We start from the raw sequence: 23,530 nt of genomic DNA on the forward strand, positions 1-23,530 counted from the left end.
ATGTGCGGAATCGCAGGCTTCGTCTCGCCCTCGCTCGAAGCCGGGGCCACGCCCGAGGTCATGGCCTCGATGCTGTCGCTCATCCGTCACCGCGGTCCGGACGAGGCGGGCTACTACCTGGACGACGGCGTGGCCATGGGCACGGTCAGGCTGTCGGTCATCGACCTCTCCTCGGGAGCCCAGCCCATGGCGGACCCGTCGGACCGCTACTGGATCTGCTTCAACGGCGAGTTGTACAACCACATCGAACTCCGCCAGGAACTGCGATCACTGGGCCGGCGTTTCCGCACCCGCTCGGACACCGAAGTCGTCCTGCAGGCATGGGCCCAATGGGGAACCGCATGCCTGCCCCGTTTTAACGGCGCCTTCGCGTTCGCCATCCGGGACGCGGTGTCCGGGGACCTCTTCCTGGCCAGGGACAGATACGGCAAGCGCCCGCTCTTCTACAGCGGCCACGGGAGCGGCACGGGCCGGAGCGGGGACTTCCTCTTCGCCTCGGAGATGAAGGCATTCCAGGCATTCCCGGGATTCCGCTTCGAGCTGGACCCCACTGAACTCGCCTCCGCTTTCGCGGTGTGGACCCCGCTGCCCGACCGGACCCCCTTCCGGCACATCCGCCAACTGCCCATGGGAAGCTTCCTGACCGTACGCGGCGGACGCACGGATCTGACCACCTACGCCGAACTCGAACTCGACGTCGAACCGTTCACCGGTTCCGCCCGGGAAGCGATCACATTAGTCCGCGACAGCCTCCGTGAAAGCGTCGAGATGCGGCTGCGGAGCGACGTCGAGGTCGGCGTCTACCTGAGCGGCGGTCTGGACTCGTCCATCGTCACCGCGCTGGCGACCGATCTCTCCTCGCACGAGGTCCGCACCTTCTCGGTGGAGTTCGATGAGGCGGCCTTCGACGAATCGGGCAGCCAGCACGTCGTCGCCTCGCACCTCGGGACGCTCCACTCGTCCATCGCCGTGGGCGGCGCGGACATCGCCGCGAACTTTCCGTCCGCCGTGTACCACGCCGAAGTCCCCGCGTTCCGCACCGCGTTCGTGCCCATGTACATGCTCTCCCGGCATGTGCGCGACGCCGGTATCAAGGTGATCCTCAGCGGCGAGGGCGCCGACGAGGCGTTCCTCGGCTACTCGCTCTTCCGCGAGACCTTGCTGCGCGCCGCGTGGCACGACCTCTCCGAAGACGAACGGACGGCTCGGATCGGCGTCCTCCACCCGGAACTGAGCCACTTCGGCCCCGCGAACCGGGCACGGCTGAAAAGCCTGTTCGAGCAGTTCGCGGTCGAACGGCTGCCCGGTCTCTTCTCGCACGAACTCCGCTACCAGAACGGCCGATTCGCCGCGCGACTGCTGAAGGAACGGAGCGATCCGTTCGCGCACCTCCTGGCCCTGACAGCGTCGACACCCGGGTACGCCGCACTGAGTCCCGTGCAGAAGGCCCAGTGGCTCGAATTCAAGACCCTCCTGCCCGGCTACCTCCTCTCCACCCAGGGAGAGCGCATGAGTCTCGCCCACGGCGTTGAGAACCGCTGCCCCTTCCTCGACCCCGCGGTGGTTCGCGCGGCGGCCTCGGTCAATCTGCGGTTTGACGACGGCTCCGAGGAGAAGTTCCTCCTCAAGGAGGCCTTCCGGGGCGAGCTGCCGGAGTCGAGCCTCGCCCGGCGCAAGCAGCCGTACCGCGCCCCGGGGGCGGCCGTCTTCAAGGACCAGCGGCCCGACTACCTGGACCTGCTGCTCTCGGACACGGAGCTGAGCAGGATCGACGGAATCGATCACGCGTTCGCGAAGAAGCTCGTGGCGAAGATCATGGCCACACCCAGCGAGGGGATCAGCACCAAGGAGGACCAGGCCTTCGTCTACCTGCTGTCGACCGCCGTCCTCCACCAGCAGTTCGTGGACACCCGGAGCCTGGGCAAGGAAGGCCGCCCGGAAGCGGAGCTGAAGGTGGACACGATCGTCGATCTCCGCAACTCCAGCGGGCCGAGGCCGGCCGGGCAGGCCCTCCCCGCGGCGGGAGGCGCCCGATGAGCGCGGTCGTCCCGGCGCCCGCGGCGGACGACGTCGCGATCATCGGCATCGCTCTGCGCTTCCCCGGCGCCGAGACGCTGGAGGAACTCGGCGAACACCTCCTGGCGGGCCGCTCGCTCATCTCGGAGGTGCCGCCCGAACGCTGGTCCAAGGAGAGGTACTTCGGAGATCCCCGGCGCGGGGCGCAGAAGACCAACAGCGTCTGGGGCGGCTTCATCGAGCACGCGGACCGCTTCGACGCCGATTTCTTCGCCATCTCGCCGCGCGAGGCCGAGAACATGGACCCGCAGCAGCGGATGGCGCTCGAACTCGCCTGGCGGGCCGTGGAGAACGCGGGATACGCGCCGAGCGACCTGGCCGGTACGGCGACAGGCGTCTTCATGGGCGTCTGCCACGCGGACTACGCGGAGATGATGGAACGCGAAGGGGTGCGCACGGACGCCTATTTCCCCACCGGCACCGCCTACTCGATCATCGCGAACCGCGTCTCGTACCAATTCGACTTCCAGGGCCCGAGCATCACCAACGACACCGCGTGTTCGAGTTCGCTGGTGGCGGTGTACGAAGCGGTCCGCGCGCTGGGCCACGGCGAGTGCGGCCTGGCGCTGGCCGGCGGGGTCAACCTGATCTGGTCGCCGAAGCACTTCGTCGCTTTCAGCCAGGCGAGCATGCTCTCGCGGACCGGCCGTGCGAGCGCCTTCGACGAGAGCGCCGACGGCTACGTACGCGGCGAGGGCGGAGCGGTACTCCTGCTGAAACCCCTCGCACGCGCCGTCGCGGACGGCGACCCCGTCCACGCGGTCATCAAGGGGGTCGCCACGAACCACGGCGGCCGGACCACCTCCCTGACCGTCACCAGTCCGACCGCGCAGGCGAACCTGATCGAAGGGCTCTACACCCGCGCCGGAATCCGCCCGGAGACCGTGAGCTACATAGAGGCGCACGGTCCCGGGACGCCCGTCGGCGACCCGATCGAGATCATGGCCCTCAAGAACGCCTTCCGGAACCTGCACGCCGCGCAGGGCACCGTCGCCCGGCCGGCCAGCTGCGGGATCGGGTCGGTCAAGACCAACATCGGGCATCTGGAAGGGGCCGCCGGGGTCGCGGGGATCGCCAAGGTGATCGCCTCCCTGGCACACCGGTCGCTGCCCGCCACCGTCAACTTCCGCAAGCAGAACCGGCTCATCAGCTTCGACGACAGTCCCTTCCACGTCGTCCGCGAGACCCGGCCCTGGGAGGCGCCGCCCGCAGGGCCGGACGGCAGTGTCCCGCCACGCCGGGCCGGGGTGAGCTCCTTCGGCTTCGGCGGCACGAACGCACACGTCGTGCTGGAGGAACACCTCACCGACGAGACGCGCCGGACGGACCCTCCGGGCCCGTATCTCGTGCCCCTCTCGGCGAAGACACCGGAACGGCTGCGCGAGGTCGCGCGCACGCTGCTCACCCATCTGCGCGAGCAGCCCGCACAGGCGCTCGCCGACATCGCGCACACCCTCCGGATCGGCCGCGACCCGATGCGGGCGCGAGTCGCGTTCATCGTCGCGGGCCGTGCCGAACTCGTCGGCCTGCTGGCCCGGTTCGCGGACGGCGAGCGGTCCGCGGGCGAAGTCCACCTGGGTGCGACGGTGCGTGCCGACGACGCGGACGCCGCAGGCCTGAGGACGACCGGGACGCTCTGGGCGGGCGGCGGGACGGTGGACTGGGCGGAGCGGCTCGGGGACGGCGGCCCCACGGCACGGGCGCGCCGCGTACGTCTCCCCGGGTATCCGTTCGCCCGCGAGCGCCACTGGTTCAGGACGCCGCCGAAGGGCGACGAGACGGAGAGAGCGGCTGCGGACGGGACGCCGTCGAAGACCGCGCGTACGAAGACGCAGCCGGGGCGGACAGGGGCGGTGCCCGAGGAGCCGGCGCCGACGAGCGCGAAGCGCGCGGAGAGGGCGAGGGCGCAGGCGCGTCCAGGGGCCGTGTCCCGTCCCGCACCGCCGCACCCCCTCCTCCACGCCGCGCTCCCCGGCTCCGACGGACAGCGCTTCACCGCGACCTTTACCGGGGAGGAGCCGTTCCTCGCCGCGCACCTGGTGCGCGGCACGCCGGTGCTGCCGGCGGCGGCGCAGGTGGAGATGGTCCGTGCGGCGGTGGCCCGCGCGGCGGGGCGGGACGCCGGGGCGTCACCGGCCGTCCGGCTCCGCACCATGGGGTGGTCGCGCCCGCTCGTCGTGCGGGACGGACCTGCCGAGGTCCGGGTGGGGCTCACCCCGCGGGACAGCGGCGCGCTCGCCTTCGAGATCTCCACCGGAACGGCCCCCGGCACCGTGCACAGCTCGGGGCTGGCCGAGACCGTCGGGGCACAGGAGCCGGGCCGGCTCGACCTCCCCGCACTGCTGGCGGCGTGCCCCCGCGAGCGTGGGCACGCGCAGGTGTACGCGGAGTTCCGCGACCGGGGGCTGGAGTACGGGCCGGCCATGCGCGGGCTGAGGGAACTGCGGCTGGGGGAAAGGGAACTGGTCGCGCGCATCGTCGAACCCGGTGCGGGCGGGGCCGGGGACACCGGATACGTACTGCCGCCGAGTGTGCTGGACGCCGCCTTCCAGGCCTCCGTCGTCCTCCTGGCGGATACCTCACCGGCGACAGGCGGCGGACGGTCCGCCCCGGTGCTGCCGTTCGCGTTCGAGGAACTCACGGTGCACGGCCCCTGTACGCCCGAGACCTGGGCGTGGGTGCGACGGCGGGAGGGCCGCGGCGCGCTCGACATGTTCGACATCGACCTCTGTGACGGGAAGGGCACCATGAGCGTCAGTCTGCGCGGACTGGTCCAGCGGACGGAACCGGCCGGGAAGGCCCCCGGAACCGGCCCGGAGCCGGGCGGCAACACCGTGACCGCCGCCGTCTCGTGGGTGCCGGCCCCCCTCGGCGCACCGGAGGACGTCACCGGGCCCGCCCCCGTCGTACGGGGGTATCTCGGCGGGCGTGCCGCCGAGCACACCGCCGCCGTGGCAGAGCTCACCGGATTCAGCGTGGCCCGGCTCCCCGACGTCGAGCCCGACCGGGTCGCCGACGGCGTCGGGGCCGCGCTGGAACTGGCCTTCCGGGACGTCACGGACGTCGTGCGGTCGAGGCCCGGGGGGCCGCAGCGGTTCGTCGTACTCGTGGACGACCGGCGGCCCCGCCACTACCACGCGCCGCTCACCGGCCTGTTCCGGACCGTCGTGCTGGAGAACCCGCGCGTCTCGGGCCGGGTCGTGCGCGTCGCGGGCCTCGACACCGCGCCACCGGAACGGATCGCCGAGATCCTGCGGGCGGAGGCTGCGGACGGGTCGGCCGACTGCGACATCCGGCACGGGGCGGACGGCACACGCCACGCGGCACGGCCAGGGGAACTGCGCCTGGGCGACGGAGCCGAGATCCCGCCGCTGAAGGAAGGCGGGGTCTACTGGATCACGGGCGGCCTCGGCGGGCTCGGACGGCACGTCGCCCGCTACTTCGGCCGGTACGCCGGGGTCACCGTCGTCCTGAGCGGTCGGTCGGAGCACGGAGCCGGGAGCGAGAGGGCCCTGCGGGAGCTGCGGGAGGCGGGGGTCGACGCCCACCACGTCCCCGTCGACGTGGGGTCGCGCACCGACGTGGACCGAGCGGTCCGCGCCATCACCGAGGCCCACGGAACCATCGACGGCATCGTGCACGCGGCGGGCGTCCTCCGCGACGCGTACCTCTACACCAAGGAAGCCTCCGACCTGCGGACGGTGCTGGCGCCGAAGGCCGACGGAGTCCTCCACCTCGACGCCGCCACACGCGGCCTCACCCTCGACTTCTTCGTCGCCTTCTCCTCGGTGGCGGGGGTGTTCGGCAACGCGGGCCAGTCGGACTACGCGGCCGCCAACGCCTTCCTGGACGCCTTCGCCCACCACCGCCAGGCCCTCGTCGACTGCGGCGAACGGACCGGCAGGACCCGCGCCGTGAGCTGGCCGCTGTGGGCCGACGGCGGGATGTCCGTGGACGACGTCACGCTGAGGACGATGCGACGGGACCGGGGCTGGGAGCCCCTCCCCACCGAGGACGGACTGAGGCTCCTGGGCCGCGTCCTGGGCGACGCCCCTTCGCACGTCGTGGTGGCGCACGGTGCCGCCGCGACGCTGACGGCCGCTCCGAATCCCCCGGGGACGCCGGCCACCGCCCCCGCCGACGCCGCCCCCGTGCCCGTCGACGCAGCGCCCGCCGTCACCGAAGAAGAGCTGACGGCACACGCGACGGCGTTGCTGCGCCGGGCCGTGGGCGAGGCGCTGCACCGCGACCCCGGGACTCTGGAAGAGACGGTCGATCTCATCGAGTACGGCATCGACTCGCTCGCCATCCTCGACACGATCGTGACGCTCGAAGAAGTCTTCGGCCCGCTCCCCAAGACGATCTTCTTCGAATACACCGACATCGCCGGCGTCGCCGGATACCTCGTCGCGGAGCACGCCCGAACCCTGCGGGCCGTCGCCGCCGCCGAAGGCCCGCCCCCCGGCGCCGCCGAAATACCGGCCGCCGCCCCGGCCCCGGCCGCCCTTCCCACCGCGGAGACCGCCTCCGTATCCGCCTCCGTATCCGCCTCCGTATCCGCGTCCGTGTCCGCCCCCGTGTCCGCTCCCGTGTCCGCCCGGGGCCCGCAGCGGGCCCCGGGTGCCCGCGACGACTACCACGACATCGCGATCATCGGCGTCTCCGGCAGCTACCCCGGTGCGGACACCCTGGACGAGCTCTGGTCGCTGCTCGAAGAGGGCCGCCACGAGTTCCGCGAGGTGCCGCGCGAACGCTGGGACCACGACGCGATCTACAGCCCTGACCGCAGCGTTCTCGGCAAGAGTTCCATCCGTACAGGAACGTTCCTCGAGGACATCGACACGTTCGACCCCCGCTACTTCCGCATCTCCAAGCGCGACGCCGAGAACATGTCGCCCGAGGTCCGGCTGTTCCTGCGGGCGGGAGTCGAGGCGCTGGAAGACGCGGGCTACTCGCGCGAGACGATCCGCCGGAAGTACGACGGGGACGTCGGCGTGCTCGCCGGTTCCATGAGCAACCACTACGGCCTCTACGGCTTCGAGAACGGCCTCACGCGAGGATCCCCGGCGAGCGGCAGCTACACGGGGACGCTCCCCAACATGCTGTCGTACTTCTACGGCTTCACCGGGCCCTCGCTCTTCGTGGACACCATGTGCTCGGGATCCTCCACCTGTGTCCACCAGGCCGTGCAGATGCTCCGGGCGCGCGAGTGCTCGATGGCGGTCGCGGGCGGGGTGAACCTCCTCCTGCACCCGTACAACCTCATCAGCTCGTCGCAGGAGCACTTCACGACGGCGACCTCGGACGTGATCCGGAGCTTCGGCCTCGGGGCGGACGGGACGATCCTCGGGGAGGGCGTCGGCGCCCTGGTCCTCAAGCCGCTCGTCGAGGCCGAGCGCGACGGAGACCACGTGTACGCCGTCATCAAGGGGACGGCTCTCGCCAACGCCGGGGTGCGCAACGGATTCACCGTCCCCAGCCCCCGGATGCAGGCGCGCGCGATCGAGAAGGCGATCGACGACGCGGGGGTCGACCCGCGGACGATCAGCTACGTGGAGGCCCATGGATCAGGGACGTCCCTGGGCGACCCGATCGAGGTCAAGGCGCTGACCACCGCCTACCAGAAGCACACCCGGGAGACCGGGTTCTGCGCGATCGGGTCGGTGAAGTCCAACCTGGGCCACCTGCTGCACGCCGCCGGAATGGCCGGCATCGCCAAGGTCATCCTCCAGTTCCAGCGGGGGCAGCTGGCCCCCTCGCTGCACAGCTCGGTGATCAACCCGGACATCGACTTCTCCCGTACTCCCTTCCGGGTACAGCAGGAACTCGCCCCCTGGAAGCCGGCGGTGACCACCGTCGACGGGCGCGAGGTCACCCATCCGCGCCGGGCCGGGATCACCTCGATCGGCGCGGGCGGAATGAACTCCCACATGATCCTGGAGGAGCACCCGCAGGAGGACGGCGGGCGCGGCGGCGCCCCCGGCGGGCGCGAGGAACTCTTCGTCTTCTCCGCGATGAACGACGCCGTGCTGCTGGCCTGCCTCGCCCGGTTCCGCGCCTTCCTCACCGGTGCGGCGGCGCCGGACCTCGCCTCGGTCGCGCACACCCTCCGCGTCGGCAAGAACGAACTGCCGCACCGATGGGCCTTCCTCGCGCGGACCGGCGACGAGGTGCTGGCCGCCGTCGACCGTCGGCTGGCGGGCGACCTGGATCTCGGCGCCGCGCTCGCGGGCGGCGGCACCCGCGCCGTGGACCTGCGCGACCTCGCGACAGCCTGGGTGGGCGGGAAGGGCGTCGACTGGCAGCAGGCGGACGAACCGGACGCGCCCCCGCCCCGCCGCGTCTCCCTCCCCGCGTACCCCTTCGAGCGCGTACGCTGCTGGGTCGCCCGGGAGGAGGGCGCGCCGTCCGTGACCGCGCCGCTCGCCCTGCGTGAGAAGCTCCACCCGCTCCTCGGCCGGAACGCGTCCGACGTCACCGGACTGCGGTACGTCCTCGACGTGCGCCTGGACGATCTCCTGGACTACGGCTGCGCTGTGGGCGAGCGGCAGGACAGGACTCGCGGCATCGTCACCACCTTCGCCGTCGACCTGGCGATCGCGGCCGCGAAGGTCTCCGGCTTCTCCGACGGCTCGGTCGTGCGTGGTCTCCGCCTCCTCGGCCCGGTCGACTGGCCGGGCGCGGCGCGCCTGGTGACGGTCCTGGACGCATCCGGGGGGAGCACTGCGGCGGGAGCCGTGCACGCGGAGGACGCGTCGGGGCGGCGGACCGCCGTGGCTTCGTTCGACCTGCGGGCGGACGAGGTCGACGGGACGCGGCCGTCCGGACACCCCCACGCCACACCGTTCGTGGGCCTGCTTCCCGGCGCGCTCGCACCGGACCGGGCCGAACTGCTCTCGCCTGCCGGTTTCCTCGCGGAACTGGATGAGGGGGGAGTCGGATACGCGCCCGAACTCGCGGGTGTCGAGGGCGTGTTCCGCTTGCGGGACGGACGCCTCGCGCTGCGGCTCGGCGCGCCGGGACTCCAGCACGACCATGTGAAGCCCCACGTCACGCTGGCCCCGCAGGTGCTCGCCGCCGTCGCGCAGGGCCTGCGGTTCGAGGCGAAGAGGACGGGTGACCCCCGGTGGGCGCGGAGCGCACCGCACCGGATCGACGAGATCCGGCTCTTCACGGACGGCGCGGACGGCCAGGCCTCCGTGGCGTACGTCGTCTTCGACGTGACCGCGTACGGAGAGGGGCTCGGGGGCTCGGTCGGACTGCTGGACCGGGACGGCGAAGTGGTCGGCGTGCTCGCCGGCCTGTGGTGCGGCGACGAGGAAGGACCGAGGGAGGACCCGGAGGGGAACGCGCGCACCCGGGGCGCGACCGGAACAGGCGCCGGCGGCGGGAGCGCGGGGACGGGCGACGTAACACTGGGGGAGCCCGTGGAGACCGAGGGAGTTCTGGACTTCGCGGTCGATGAACTGCGAGGCCTGGCAGCCGGCATCCTCAAGTTCGACCCCGACGAACTCGACGCCCGTACCGGCTTCGACGCCTTCGGCTTCGACTCGATCTCGCTCATCGCCCTGGCACAGCGGGCGAGCGAGCGGCTCGGAATCGAGCTGACTCCGGCGGTCTTCTTCGACCGCAACACCTTCGCGTCGCTGGGGGAACACCTCGTGGCCGAGCACCCGGCCGCCCTGCGCACGGCGTACGAGCGGTCCACCGGGACTCCGGCCCGCGCCGAGACCCGTGCCGACACCCCCGCCGAGGCCCGTGCCGACACCCCCGCCGAGGCCCCGGAGGCCGCACCGCGACCCGCCCCGGACGCCGGGGACCGCGAGAAGGCCGGGGCCCCCGACACCGTGCGACGGCCCGCCACCCCACGCCCCGCGGCCACCGGCCCCGCCGCTCCGATCGCCGTCATCGGAGCCGCGGGCCGCTTCCCCGGCGCCCCCGACCTGGACGCGTACTGGACCAATCTGGCCGCCGGGACCGACCACGTGACGGCCTTCCCCGTCGACCGGTACGACGCGGAGTACGCACGGATCGTGGAGGCGTCCGACTTCCCGCGCCACGCGGGCGTCCTCGACGGGGTGGATGCCTTCGACGCCGCCTTCTTCCGCATCCTGCCGCGCGAGGCCGAACTGATGGACCCGCAGCACCGGCTGGCGCTCCAGACCGTCTGGAACGCGGTGGAGAACAGCGGGTACGCCCCCTCCGGCCTGCCGGCGAGCACCGGGCTGTTCTTCGGCGTCTCGGGCACCGACTACGCCACGCTGCTCGCCGCCCACGGCACCTCGCCGGACGCCTTCACCTCTACCGGCAACGCCCACTCCATGCTCGCCAACCGCATCTCGTACATCCTCGACATCCACGGTCCGAGCGAGCCGGTCGACACGGCCTGCTCCAGCTCGCTCGTCGCCGTCCACCGGGCCGTCGAAGCCCTCCGGTCGGGGGCGTGCGACACCGCGATCGCGGGCGGGGTGAACCTGCTCCTCAGCGTCGACACGTTCGTCAGCGCCGTACGGGCCGGCATGCTGAGCCCGGACGGACGGTGCAAGACCTTCGCGAGCGACGCGAACGGCTACGTACGGGGCGAGGGCGTCGGCGCCGTCGTGCTGAAGCCGCTGGCCGACGCCGAGCGCGACGGAGACGCGATCCTCGCCGTCGTCGTGGGGAGCGCCGAGAACCACGGCGGGCGCGCGAACTCCCTCACCGCGCCGAACGGGGCCGCACAGGCGGACCTCGTGGTGCGGGCGATGGACGGCATCGACCCCCGCACCATCGGATACGTGGAGGCCCACGGCACCGGAACGGCCCTGGGCGACCCCGTCGAGGTGCAGGCGCTCAGCAGCGCCTTCCGGCGGCTGGGCAGCGACGGCGGAGAAGCCTGCGCGCTCGGCTCCGTGAAAGCCAACATCGGCCACCTGGAAGCCGCCGCCGGTATCGCGGGGCTGCTCAAGACGGTCCTCGCGATGGAACACGGAACCCTGCCGCCCTCCCGGAACTGCGACGAGATCAACCCGTACATACAGCTCGAAGGCAGCCCGTTCCGCATCGTGCGCGCGAGCGAACCCTGGGAGCGCGTAAGCGACCGGCACGGTGTGCCCGTTCCCCGCCGGGCGGGGGTCAGCAGCTTCGGCTTCGGCGGTGCGAACTGCCACGTCGTCATGGAGGAGTATCCGGGCAAGGGCCAGGAGGCGGCCTCGGCACCGGACCTGGACGCCCCCGGGGGCCGCCGGGCCGCCGTCCCCCTTTCGGCGCGCACCGAGCGGGAGCTGCGCGAGCGGGCGCGCGGTCTGCTCGCACATCTGGAGGACCCCCGGCACACCGATTCACTCTCTTCGATCGCGTGGACGCTCCAGACCGGACGGGAGGCCATGGCCGAACGCGTCGGCTGGGTCGTCGCCTCCCGCGGCGAACTCATCTCCCGGCTCAGGGAGTTCATCGCCGAACCGGGGGAGGGGACGGCTCCGGTCCCCGGCCAGGACCCGGACGGCCTCACCGAAGCGATCGCCCGCTGGTGCGGCGGCGGCGAGGTCGAGTGGCGCGGGCTGTACGCGCCGGACGGCGCCGAACCGCCGAGGCGTGCGCACCTCCCGGCCTATCCGTTCGCACGCGACCGGTACTGGATTCCCCGGAGCGCGCAGGAGTCCGCGTCCGCCCGGACCCCCGATCGGGAGGGGCCCGCCGTCACCGCGCCTGTCCGGGAGCCCGCCCTCGCTCCCGTCCTCGGGACGGCGCTGTTCGTGCCCCGGTGGACGCCGAAGCCCGCCACCGGCGCCCCGGGCCCCGCCGCCGGGTTCCCGTACCGGCGTCACTCGGTCATCCTGTGCGGAACACCCGCAGCCCTGCGGGACGGCGTCGAGCGGCTGTTGCCGGGCGTGCGCTGCCACGCCGTCACGACGGCCAAACAGCGCCCGGAGAACCGCTTCACCGACCTGTCGCGACAGGTCTTCGAGCTCGTCCGGACGCTCGCAGGGGAGGCGCACGACGGGACCACGCTGGTGCAGGTGGTGACATCGGCCGCCGAGGACGAGGAAACCGGTCCCGCCCTCTCCGCGCTCCTGCGCACGACGGCGCTGGAGAACCCGCGCGTCACCGGGCAGGTGCTCGTCCTCGACGGCGCGAGCGACCGGGACCGGATCGCGGGCGCGGTCCTGGAGAACGCACGGAACGCCCACGACGCACTCGTTCTCCACCGGGACGCCGAACGCCACGTCCGGACCTGGGCGCCCCGCATGGCCGAAAGCGCGCGCACCCCGTGGCGTTCGGGAGGCACGTACCTGATCACCGGCGGCGCCGGTGGCATCGGGGCCGTCGTCGCCCGTCGGATCGCACGGGACACCGACCGCCCGGGGCTCGTCCTCGTCGGCCGGTCCGCACCCGGCCCCCGGACCGGCCGACTCCTCGCCGAACTGCGGGAGGCGGGAGCGGAGGCCCGGTACGCCGTCGCGGATGTCTCTCGCTGGGAGGAGGTGCGCCACCTCGTCGCGGAGGTGCGGGAGCGGAGCGGCGCGATCCACGGAGTCATCCACGCCGCGGGCGTGATCCACGACGCGTACGTCAAGGACAAGACCCCGGAGGAATGGGATCTGGTCCTCGCCCCGAAGGTCGACGGCGCGGTCCATCTGGACCGGGCCACGGCTGACCTGCCGCTCGAATCCTTCCTCCTCTTCTCGTCCGGCGCGGCCGTCACGGGCAACCCCGGCCAGTGCGACTACGCCACGGCCAACGCCTACCTCGGCGCGTTCGCCGCCCGCCGCAACGCACGCGTCGCGGCGGGCGGACGATCGGGCCGCACGGTCGCGATCGCGTGGCCCCTCTGGAAGGACGGCGGGATGACGGTCGACGACGCGAGCCGGGCGTACCTCCGGCGTCACCGCGGCCTCGTCCCCATGGAGTCGGATGCGGGGCTCGACGCTCTCCTGAACGCCTGGCGCCTCGGCGAGGCCGACGAGGACGAGGTATGGGTGCACCACGGCGAGATACAGAAGGCCGGGCCCGCATCGGCGTCGCCCCCCGCGTCCACCTCCGCACCCGCATCGGTTCCCACCTCCGGGGCCGTGCCCGCAACGGCGCCCGGAACGGACCCGGGCGAGGGTGCGGCCCCGGACCGGGAGACGCTCCGGTCCCTCCTCGGGCTCTTCGCCCGGGTCACGAAGCTTCCCCCGCATGCCATCGACCCCGACCGGCCGCTCGACGAGTTGGCCCTCGACTCGATCATGGTCGTCCAGCTCAACAGGGAGCTGCACTCCGTGTTCGGGGAGACCTCGACGACGCTCTTCTACGAAGCCCCCACCCTGCGCGGCATCGCCGAGCGCCTCACGGGCCCGCGGACCGGGGCCGGTCAGGAGACCTCCGCGGTCCCCGGGGCCTCCGAGGCTCCTCGGGCCGCCGGCGGACCGTCCGGCGCGCCCGACCGGGACGACGCCATCGCGATCATCGGGATGAGCGGACGTTATCCGGGTGCGCGGAACACCGACGAGTTCTGGCAGAACCTCACGGCCGGACAGGACCGTATCACCGAGATCCCGCTGGACCGGTGGCCGCTGGACGGCTTCTACGAACCGGACCGCGCCACCGCCGTCGCCGCCGGACTCAGCTACAGCAAGTGGGGCGGATTCCTGGAGGACTTCGACGCGTTCGACCCGCACTTCTTCCGGATCGCGCCGCGGGACGCGTACGCCATGGACCCGCAGGAGCGCCTCTTCCTCCAGGCCGCCTGGGAAGTGGTCGAGGACGCGGGCTACACCCGGGAGGAGCTGGCCCGCCGCCACCAGCGGCGCGTCGGCGTCTTCGCCGGAGTGACCAAGTCCGGACACGCACGGCACAGCGAAGCCATGCTGCCGTCCGGCGAGCGCATCGCGCCCGCGCTCTCGTTCGCCTCGCTCAGCGCCCGCACCTCCTACGTCCTCGACCTCCGGGGCCCCAGCCTGACGATCGACACCATGTGCTCGTCCTCGCTCACGGCGATCCACGAAGCCTGCGAGCATCTGCGCCGGGGCGCCTGCGAGCTGGCCATCGCCGGCGGCGTGAACCTGTATCTGCATCCGTCCGACTACGTCGAACTCTGCCGTTCCGCCATGCTGTCCTCGCAGTCCCGGGTGCGGAGCTTCGGCAGCGGCGCCGACGGCTTCGTCCCCGGCGAGGGCGTCGGCGCGGTGCTGCTGAAACCGCTGGCGCGCGCTCTCGCGGACGGCGACCGGGTGCTGGCCGTGGTCCGGGGGACGAGCGTCAACCACGGTGGCCGGTCCAACGGCTACACGGTGCCCAGCCCGGCCGCCCAGGCGGAACTGATCCAGGACGCGCTGACCCGGGCCGGGCTGTCGGCGCGCGAGGTCGGCTATGTCGAGGCGCACGGCACCGGTACGGAACTCGGAGATCCGATCGAGGTGAAGGGGCTCTCGCTCGCCTTCGAGCAGTTCACCGGGGACCGGCAGTTCTGCGCGATCGGCTCGGTGAAGTCGGTGATCGGGCACCTGGAGGCCGCCGCGGGCATCGCCGGTCTCACCAAGGCGGTCCTCCAGCTCCGGCACCGCACCCTGGTCCCGAGCCTGCACGCCGAGGAACCGAACCCCGGCATCAGGTTCGAGGACACCCCGTTCCGTCTTCAGCGGACCCTCACGCCCTGGGAGTCCGCAGGGCCGCGCGTCGCGGCGGTCTCGTCCTTCGGGGCCGGCGGCTCGAACGCGCACGTGATCATCGAGGAGTACGTGGAGGACACCGTCACCACCGAGCGCGCCGCCGACGAGGACGAGCAGCTCGTCGTCCTGTCGGCACGGACCTCGGAGCAGCTGAGGCACTCCGCCTCGCGCCTGGTGGCGTTCCTCGAACAGGAGGAGGCGCTCGGGCGGGCGGTCCGCCTGGCCGACCTCGCGTTCACCCTGCGGACCGGACGCGAGGCGATGAGGGAGCGCCTGGCGGTGACGGTGCGCTCGATGTCCGAACTCCGGGGGGCGCTGGGCGCGTTCGCGGAGACGAGCGACGGGACGGCGGTTCCGGGTCTGCACCGGGGCAGCGCCGCGCAGGACCGGGGCGCGGCCGCCGGGATCTGGGCCGACGACGACCTCCGGGAACTCCTGGCCGAACGGTGGGGCCGCGAGGGCAAGCACGACAAGCTGGCCGCGCTCTGGGCCGGCGGGATGGACCTGGACTGGCGGGCGCTCCCCGGAGCCACTCGGCCGCCCCGCCGGATCTCCCTGCCGACGTATCCGTTCGCGAGGGACCGGTTCTGGATCGGGGACCTGGAGCCGACGGGGAAGACCCCCCACATCGGCGTCCGCGCGGGTGCGTCCGTCGGCGCTCCCACCGAGGCCGCCGCCGCGCCGCGCGTCGCGTCCGAGGACCCGGCCGCCGTCGCGCCCCGCACCGCCCCCGGGGCGGCGCCCGAGGGCCCGGCCGCCGCGCCCGGCGAACGGGTCGCGCGGCTGGTGCGCGCGAAGATCGCGGACGTCCTGGTCATGTCGCCGGACGAGATCGAGGGCGGGCTCGCGTTCGCCGACTACGGACTCGACTCCATCCTCGCCGTCCGCCTCGTCCATGTGCTCAACGAGGAGCTGGGAGTCGACCTTTCGACCGGTGTCGTCTTCGATCACAGCTCCGCCGACCGGCTCACCGCGCATCTGCTCGCTGAGTACGGGTCCGTCGCGACTCTCAGCCCAGTCCCCCCGGCGCCCGCCTCCCCGGCGCCCGCCTCCCCGGCGCCCGCCTCCCCGGCGCCCGCGGCCTCGGCCTCCGTCCCGGCCTCGCCCCCCGTCGCGGCCCGGCCGCGGTACGGCGCAGCATCCGCCTTGCCGGCTACCGGTGGCGGCTCCATTCCCTCCGGGCCGCCTACCGGCCCCGAGCCGATCGCCGTGGTCGGGATGAGCGGGCGGTTCGCCGGTTCCGACACCCTCGACGAACTCTGGACCCATCTGGCGAACGGCGACGACCTCATCACCGAGGCGACCCGCTGGGACCTTCCGGCCACCGGGCCAGACGGAGCGGCACGCTGCACACAGGGAGGATTCCTCGACGGCATCGACCTGTTCGACCCGCTCTTCTTCGGTATCTCGGGCGTCGAGGCCGCCGTCATGGACCCCCAGCAACGACTGCTCCTGGAAGAGGCGTGGAAGGCCCTGGAGGACGCGGGCCACGCCGGACGGCAGCTGAGCGAGACCCGCTGCGGTGTGTACGTGGGCTGCTGGAACGGTGATTATCACGAGCAGGTCGGGGAGAACGGTCCGCCCCAGGCCTTCTGGGGGAACATGGCGTCCCTGATTCCGGCCCGGGTCTCCTACGTCCTCAACCTGAAGGGCCCCGCGCTGGCGGTCGACACGGCGTGCTCCAGCTCGCTCATCGCGATCGATCTGGCCTGCCGGGGCCTCCGGTCGGGCGAGACGGACATGGCCCTGGCGGGCGGCGTCTTCGTCCAGACCACCCCCCGCCTCTACGAGCTGGCGGGGCGGGCCGGAATGCTCTCGCCCACGGGCCGCTGCCACACCTTCGACCACCGCGCCGACGGCTTCGTCCCCGGTGAGGGCGCCGGCGTCCTCGTACTCAAGCGGCTGTCCGACGCGATCGCCGACGGGGACCACGTCCACGGCGTCATCCGCGCCACGGGCAGCAACCACGACGGGGCGACCAACGGCATCACCGCGCCCAGCTCCGCGTCGCAGGAGGCCCTGCTCCGGGAGGTCCACGCGTCCTGCGGCATCGACGCCGGGTCGATCCAGCTCCTGGAGGCGCACGGAACCGGCACCCCGCTCGGTGACCCCATCGAGTTCTCGGCGCTCAGCCGCGTGTTCCGGACCGGCACGGAGAGGACCGGCTTCTGCGCGCTGGGCTCCATCAAGTCGGATCTCGGGCACACCCAGTTCGCCGCCGGCGTCGCGGGGGTGTTCAAGATCCTCCTCGCGATGAGGCATCAGCGGATCCCGGCCTCACCGCACTTCGAGAAGCCCAACAGCGCCATCGACCTCGACACCAGCCCCTTCTACCTGAGCACGCGCGGCCACGGATGGGAGCCCCCGTCCGGTGGCGGGCCACGCCGGGGCGCTGTCAGCGCCTTCGGCGCGAGCGGCACCAACGCCCACCTGGTCATCGAGGAGGCGCCCGCCCCATCGCGGGCCCGCGCCCGTACACCCGGGGCCATGCGGCTGATCGTCCTCTCGGCGCATTCGCGGGAACAACTGGCTCAGCAGGCGGCCAGGCTGGCCGGACACGTCCGCCACGAGGACGCCCTCGACCTCGGCGACCTCGCGTACACGCTCACAGTCGGAAGGGACCGGTTCCCCCACCGGTTCGCCTGCGTGGCGGAGGATCCCGCCGCGCTCCTGCGGATACTCGACGAAGGGCTCGACGGAACGGAGGCGTTCACCGGCCGGGCGGAGCCCGTCGGCAACGGCCGGCAGGGCGCGGACACGAGCCGGGGCGAGGCCTGCCTGGAGCGCTGTGCGCAGTTCACCGCCGCCGGGGCGGAGCAGGACGGCGCGGAGGCCGGGGACACCGGGGCAGGCCCGGACCCGTACCACGCCGACGTGGCGAAACACCGTGCGGAGGCCGAGGCGCACCGTGCCGACCTCACCGCCCTCGCCGCGTGCTTCGTCCAGGGCGCCGCACTCGACTACGGCGCGCTGTTCCCGGCCGGAGCCCACCGGCGCATCCCCCTGCCCACCTACCCGTTCGCCCGGGAGAGCCACTGGGCCGGTCCGCCGCCCGCCGCGCCCAGGCCCGTCCCCGCCGCCCCCGGGGAACGAACGGCCGCCGGCCATCCGCTGATCCACCGGACGTCGCGGGTAGCGGAGTCTCCCGGCGCACTGCGCGTCTCGACGGTGCTCACGGGCGCCGAACCGGTCCTGCGCGACCACACGGTGCGCGGACAGCACGTCCTCCCCGGCGTCGTCCACCTCGAACTGGCACGGGAGGCCGCCGTCCGGCTCTGGGGCGCGGACGCGTCGGCCCCCCTGCTGATGCGCGACATCACCTGGGTACGGCCGGCCACTGCCGACGGCGCAGAGCCCCTGGACATCGACGTCCTGGTGAAGCCCGGCGACGACGACCGGCTCACCTTCGAGATCACCACGCGGGCGGACCGGGGCGGGGGCGCCGCCGTCCTCTCCACGGGCCGGGTGTCCCGCACCGGCACGTCCCGTCCCGATCGCGTCGACCTCACCTCGCTTCGCGCGGCCTGCACGACGACCGTGTCCGCCGAACGCGTCCGCGAGGCGCTCGCGTCCATGGGCATCGTCCACGGGCCGTCGCTCCGGGCCATCCGCGAGGCGCACGTCGACACCGGTGCCGGGACCGTCCTCGCCGAGCTGGTACTCCCGGCCGGGGCGGACCCCGCCGGCGGCGGGCTCGTTCTTCCCCCGGCGCTGCTGGACTCCGCCATCCAGGCGTCCATCGCGCTGCGCCTCACCGGCGCACCCGGACCGGCCGGCCCGGAGACCGCGGTGCCGTTCGCGCTCGACCGGTTCGAACTCCTCGCCCCGTGCCCGGCCTCGGCGTGGGCCGTCGTCCGCCTCGCGGACGGGGGCGGGCCCGCGACCGCGCTGAGCCGGCTCGACGTGGACGTCACCGACGTCCACGGCCGGGTCTGCGTGCGGATGACCGGCTACACCTCCCGCCGGCTCAAGGAGCCGGTCCCCTCCCTGTTCGCACCCGTCTGGGAACCCGTGGCCACGTACACCCCGGGCGAACACGCCCCGGACCCCACGGACCAGGTGCTCGTGGTGGGAGGCACGGCCGGACAGCGGGCCGCCCTGGCCCACCGGCACCCGGGCGCCACGCCGTGGACCCCCGCGCCGGGCGCGTCCATCGACGAGATCGCCGACCGGCTCCGGTCCGCGGCGCCGGTCGGCCATCTCGTCTGGATCGCGCCCGGTCCCGGGCCGGATGACGGGGCGGCGCTGCTGCCGACCGACACGGCCGGCTTCACCGCGGCCCAGGAAGACGGTGTCGTCGCGGCCTTCCGTACGGCCAAGGCCCTCGTCCGCACCGGACACGACGCGCGCCCGCTCCGCATCACCGTCGTCACGCGACGCGCTCTCGCCACGCACGAAGACGAGCCGACCGCACCCGCCCACAGCGGACTGCACGGCTTCTTCGGGTCGCTCGCACAGGAGTACGCGAACTGGTCCGTCCGCCGGGTCGACCTCGACACCGCTGAGCTGCCCGACGACCTCCTGACGCCCCCCGGCCGTACGGCCGACGACCCCTTGGCACACCGCGCGGGCCAGTGGCTGGCGCGCCGCTGGGCGCCGAACGAGCCCTGCGACGCACAGCCCGCCCCGTACCGGCGGGGCGGCGTCTACGTCGTGATCGGCGGCGCGGGCGGACTCGGCACCCAGTGGACCCGGCATGTCGTACGGAACCACGACGCCCACGTGGTCTGGATCGGACGGCGACCGCGGGACGCGTCGATCGACGCGCGGCTGGCCGAGGCCGGCGGCCGGGTGAGCTACCTGTCGGCCGACGCCGCCGACCCCGCGGCACTGCGCCTCGCCCACAAGGAGATCAAGCGCCGTCATCCGCGCATCCACGGCGTCGTCCACGCTGCGCTCGACCTGCGGGACCAGAGCCTGGCGCGGATGGACGAGGCGACCCTGCGGGCGAGCCTCGCCGCGAAGGTCGACGCCGGGGTGGCCACGGCCGAGGTCTTCGCGGACGAGGCGCTGGACTTCGCCCTGTTCTTCTCCTCCGTCCAGTCGTTCACGACGGCGGCGGGCCAGAGCAACTACGCGGCGGGCTGCACCTTCGGCGACGCCTACGCCCACTTCCTCGACCGGCACTGGACGTGCCCGGTCAAGGTGATGAACTGGGGGTGGTGGGGGAGCGTCGGCAGCGCCTCGACCGAGCGGCACCAGGAGCACATGGCACGCTGGGGCCTCCTCTCGATCGAGGCGCCGGAGGCGATGGACGCGCTCGACACGCTGCTCGGCGGCCCCCAGCGCCAGTTGAGCTTCATCAAGGTGAAGGACCTCGACGCCATCGAGGCGCTCGACCCGACGACGCGGCTCACCGTCCACCCCAGAGCACGGACCCGCGTCGCGCCCGCCCTCGTCTCGTCGGCCGCGACCCTGCCCGCCGGCTGGGAGGCGATGCGCGCGATCGCCGCGTGGCGCGCGGACGAACGGGATCCGCTTCTGGCGAGGTTGGTCCGAGGCCACCTGGAAGCGCTCGGCGGGCTGCGCGGCCCCGGCGCCCCCACGTCCCCCGACGGCATCGACCGGCTCCGCCGCCGCGCCGGGATCCTGGACAGGTACACGAACTGGCTCGACCACGCGCTGCGCGTCGTGCCGGATACGGCCCCCTCGCTGGACGCCCTCGTCCGCGAGTGGGACGAGCGCCGCGCCCGGTGGTCCACCGACCCCGACAAGGCGGCCGAACTCGCCCTCCTCGACGCCACGCTCCGGGCGCTGCCCGGCATCCTGACCGGCGCGACCAGACCGACCGACATCCTGTTCCCGCGCGGCTCCGTCGAGCTCGTCGAAGGCACCTACCGCGACAACCGGGTTGCCGACCTGTACAACCGCGCCATGGCCGACGCAGCGGTCTCCGTCGTCGCGGAACGGCTGCGTCTGGACCCCTCGGCACGCATCCGCATTCTGGAGATCGGCGCCGGCACGGGCGGAACGAGCGTCGGCATGTTCGCCGCGTTGCGCCCCTTCCAGGAACACATCGAGACCTACACGTACACCGATCTGTCGAAGGCGTTCCTGAACCACGCCCGTACCGCGTACGGACCGGACGTGCCGTACCTCGCCTACGCCCGCTTCGACGCCGAGCAGCCGCTGGCGGGGCAGCAGGGGGTGGAGCGCGGGAGCTACGACCTGGTTGTCGCCGCCAACGTGCTGCACGCGACGCGCGACACCCGGAACACGATCCGCAACGCGAAGGCGGCCCTGCGCGACGGAGGGTGGCTCCTGCTCAACGAGCTCGCGGCGTTCGACGTCTCCAGCCACCTCACGTTCGGCCTGCTGGAGGGCTGGTGGCTCTTCGAGGACCACGCGCTGCGCGTACCGGGTTCGCCGGCACTGTCGCCCGAGAATTGGCGGAAGGTGCTGGAGAGCGAAGGGTTCGCGGCGGTCGTTCCCGTACTGCCGGAGGCCCGGGAGCTCGGGCAGCAGATCATCGCCGCCGAGAGCGACGGGATCGCCCGGCAGTCGGTGGCCCGGCGGACCGACTCCGAGCCCGAAGCACGGAAGCCCGGACAGCGGGCACCGGCTGCCCCGGTGCCGGTGGACGTGCCACCCCTGCTCGACGCGGTCGCAGTCCCGCGGAGCCCCGCCCCTGCCTTCGTCCAGGTCCCCGCACAACTCCCGGACGCCGCGGGAGCGCTCGCCCCGCCCGCTGCCGGACGGGGGAGCCGGGCCGAGGCCCTGACCGGATACCTCCGCGACCGGGCCGCGGAGACCCTCGGCATCGAGGCCGACCGGATCGCGCCCGCCACGCCGCTCAGCGACTACGGCATGGACTCCATCCTCGTGCTCCAGCTGACGAACGCCCTGCGGGAGGACCTCGGAGAGGTCTCGTCCACCCTGCTCTTCGACGCCGAGTCCGTCGAGGAGCTCGCCGATCACTTCCTCACGAGCGGCGGACCGCACGTGGACGCCCTCGTGGCGCGCCTGGACCAGGTTGCGGGGGACGGGCCGGTCCCCGGGCCCGGCCCGCTGCCGTCCGCGGACTCCTCCCGCTCCGTCGCCGCCCTGTTCCGTACGGTGGTGGAAACGGGTTCCCCGCAGCAGGCCGGCGATCTGCTGTCGATGGCCGCCCGGCTCCGGCCGGTCTTCGCGGCCGGAGCGGGCGACGAACCGGAGCTGCTGAGGCTGTCGGACGGCCCGGGAGAACCCGACCTGGTCTGCCTGCCGTCCCTTATCGCCCCCACCGGGGCCCACCAGTACGTGAACTTCGCCGGCGCGCTCCGGGACCGCCGCAGGGTCTGGGCGGTCTCCGTACCCGGCTACCGCCCTGGGGAGCCGCTGCCCGTTGACCTGGGAGCGGCGGCGGAGCGGCTGGCCGCAACCCTGCTCCGACGCTTCGGCGGTGGTGAGTTCGCGCTCGCCGGCTACTCCTCCGGCGGCTGGCTGGCGCACGAGGTGGTGCGCAGGCTGGAGGCGGTGGGCGCACCACCCGCCGGGCTGGTGCTGCTCGACACCCCGCGTACGACCGGAGCGGCGATGGTCCGGGGCATGACCGTGATCACCCGGCGGTTGCTCGACCGGTTCCCGCGCCTGCCCCTCGACGACGAACAGGTGACGGCGATGGCCTGGTACGCGCAACTGCTCGACGGCTGGCGCCCGCTGCCGGTGGCCGCCCCGACCCTGCTGGCGGGGGCCGCGCAGGAAGGGCCCCTGCTGGAACTGCTCGGGGGGGACGCGCGGTCCGGCTGGCCGCTGGAACATCTGCGGACCGAGGTGGCGGGGGACCACTTCTCCCTGCTGGAGGAGCACGCGGGGGCGACCGCGTTCACGGTCGACCGATGGCTGGACACCCTGCGGGACCGGGCCGGGGGCGCGCGATGAGCGACGGCCTGGGCTTCAGCCTCGCGCAACTGCGGTACTTCGTCGTCTCCGCCGAAGTGGGCAACATATCGGAGGCGGCGGAGCAGCTGTGCGCCTCGCAGTCAACGGTCTCGTCGGCCGTGATGAGGCTGGAACGGCAACTCGGCGTGCAGCTCCTCCTGCGGCATCACGCCCGGGGGGTCTCCCTCACTCCGAGCGGCCGCCATCTGCTGCTGGAAGCCCAAGACCTGCTGGGGCGGGCCAGGAGCCTCAAGGCACGGGGCGACGCCCTGGCGGAGGACGCGGCCGGCCGGCTCGACGTCGGCTTCCTCTCGTCACTCGCCCCGTTCCTGCTGCCCGGTGTCCACCGGCTCACCCAGCAGCGTTACGCGGAGCTGCGGCTGGCCGTGCACGAGGAGCCGGCCGACCGGCTGGCGGTACTGCTGCGGGAAGGGCGGTGCGAACTGGCGGTCACCTACGACTTCCTGGCTGGGGACGCCCGGTTCCACGCGCTGGCCCAACTGCCCGTCCACGCCGTGCTCGCCGGCGGCGATCCCCTGGGCAGGGACGGACCGGTGGAACTGGCCGAGCTGGCCGCCCGCCCGCTGGTGACCCTCAACGCACCCGACTTCATCCGGCACGGCGAGAAGATGTTCGCCAACGCGGGTGTTCGGCTGCCACGCGTGATCGAGGTGGCGAGTGTCGAGACGATGCGAGGTCTGGTGGCGGCCGGCTCCGGATTCGCCCTGATGTACCAGCGCACCGAGGCGACGACGACCCTCGGCGGGGGGACGGTCCGTACGGTGGAGATCGCCGGAGTCCTGCCTCCCGCGGCCCTCGGGGTGGCCATGATGCCCGGCCTGGCGATGAGCGGCCGCGGCATGGCCTTTCTGGACGTGCTCGGCTCGATGGTGACGGGGTCCCGGAGCGGACCTGCCGAACCGGCGCACCCGGCCTCGGACCGAGTGCGCCCGTGACGGCCG

The 23,530-nt window shown here is 73.1% G+C and carries 3 protein-coding genes; all 3 read left to right on the top strand.

The genetic code is table 11. The features are described 5' to 3' along the window. Genes asnB through EDD93_RS30700 form a run of 3 tightly spaced genes read left to right on the top strand, consistent with a single transcriptional unit; the run spans nt 1 to nt 23,524 of the window. Nucleotides 1-2,037: an asparagine synthase (glutamine-hydrolyzing) gene (gene asnB / locus EDD93_RS30690; protein WP_123528738.1), complete on the top strand. Its 2,037-nt coding sequence runs from the start codon at nt 1-3 to the stop codon at nt 2,035-2,037. Continuing rightward, nucleotides 2,034-22,568, top strand: coding sequence for an SDR family NAD(P)-dependent oxidoreductase (locus EDD93_RS30695; RefSeq protein ID WP_123528739.1), 20,535 nt, complete (start codon nt 2,034-2,036; stop codon nt 22,566-22,568). The genes asnB and EDD93_RS30695 overlap by 4 nt, the downstream gene beginning before the upstream one ends. After that, nucleotides 22,526-23,524 carry a LysR family transcriptional regulator gene (locus EDD93_RS30700; protein WP_260256006.1) on the top strand — a complete coding sequence of 333 codons (999 nt, stop codon included), beginning with the start codon at nt 22,526-22,528 and terminating at the stop codon, nt 23,522-23,524. Before EDD93_RS30695 ends, EDD93_RS30700 begins: the two co-directional genes overlap by 43 nt. The last annotated feature ends 6 nt before the right edge of the window (nt 23,525-23,530 follow it).

The organism is Streptomyces sp. 840.1 (genome assembly GCF_003751445.1).
Classification (GTDB): Bacteria; Actinomycetota; Actinomycetes; order Streptomycetales; family Streptomycetaceae; genus Streptomyces.

Coding starts and splice junctions, on each gene's coding strand:
- asnB (WP_123528738.1), top strand. CDS start 1: ATGTGCGGAATCGCAGGCTTCGTCTCGCCCTCGCTCGAAGCCGGGGCC.
- EDD93_RS30695 (WP_123528739.1), top strand. CDS start 2,034: ATGAGCGCGGTCGTCCCGGCGCCCGCGGCGGACGACGTCGCGATCATC.
- EDD93_RS30700 (WP_260256006.1), top strand. CDS start 22,526: ATGGCTGGACACCCTGCGGGACCGGGCCGGGGGCGCGCGATGAGCGAC.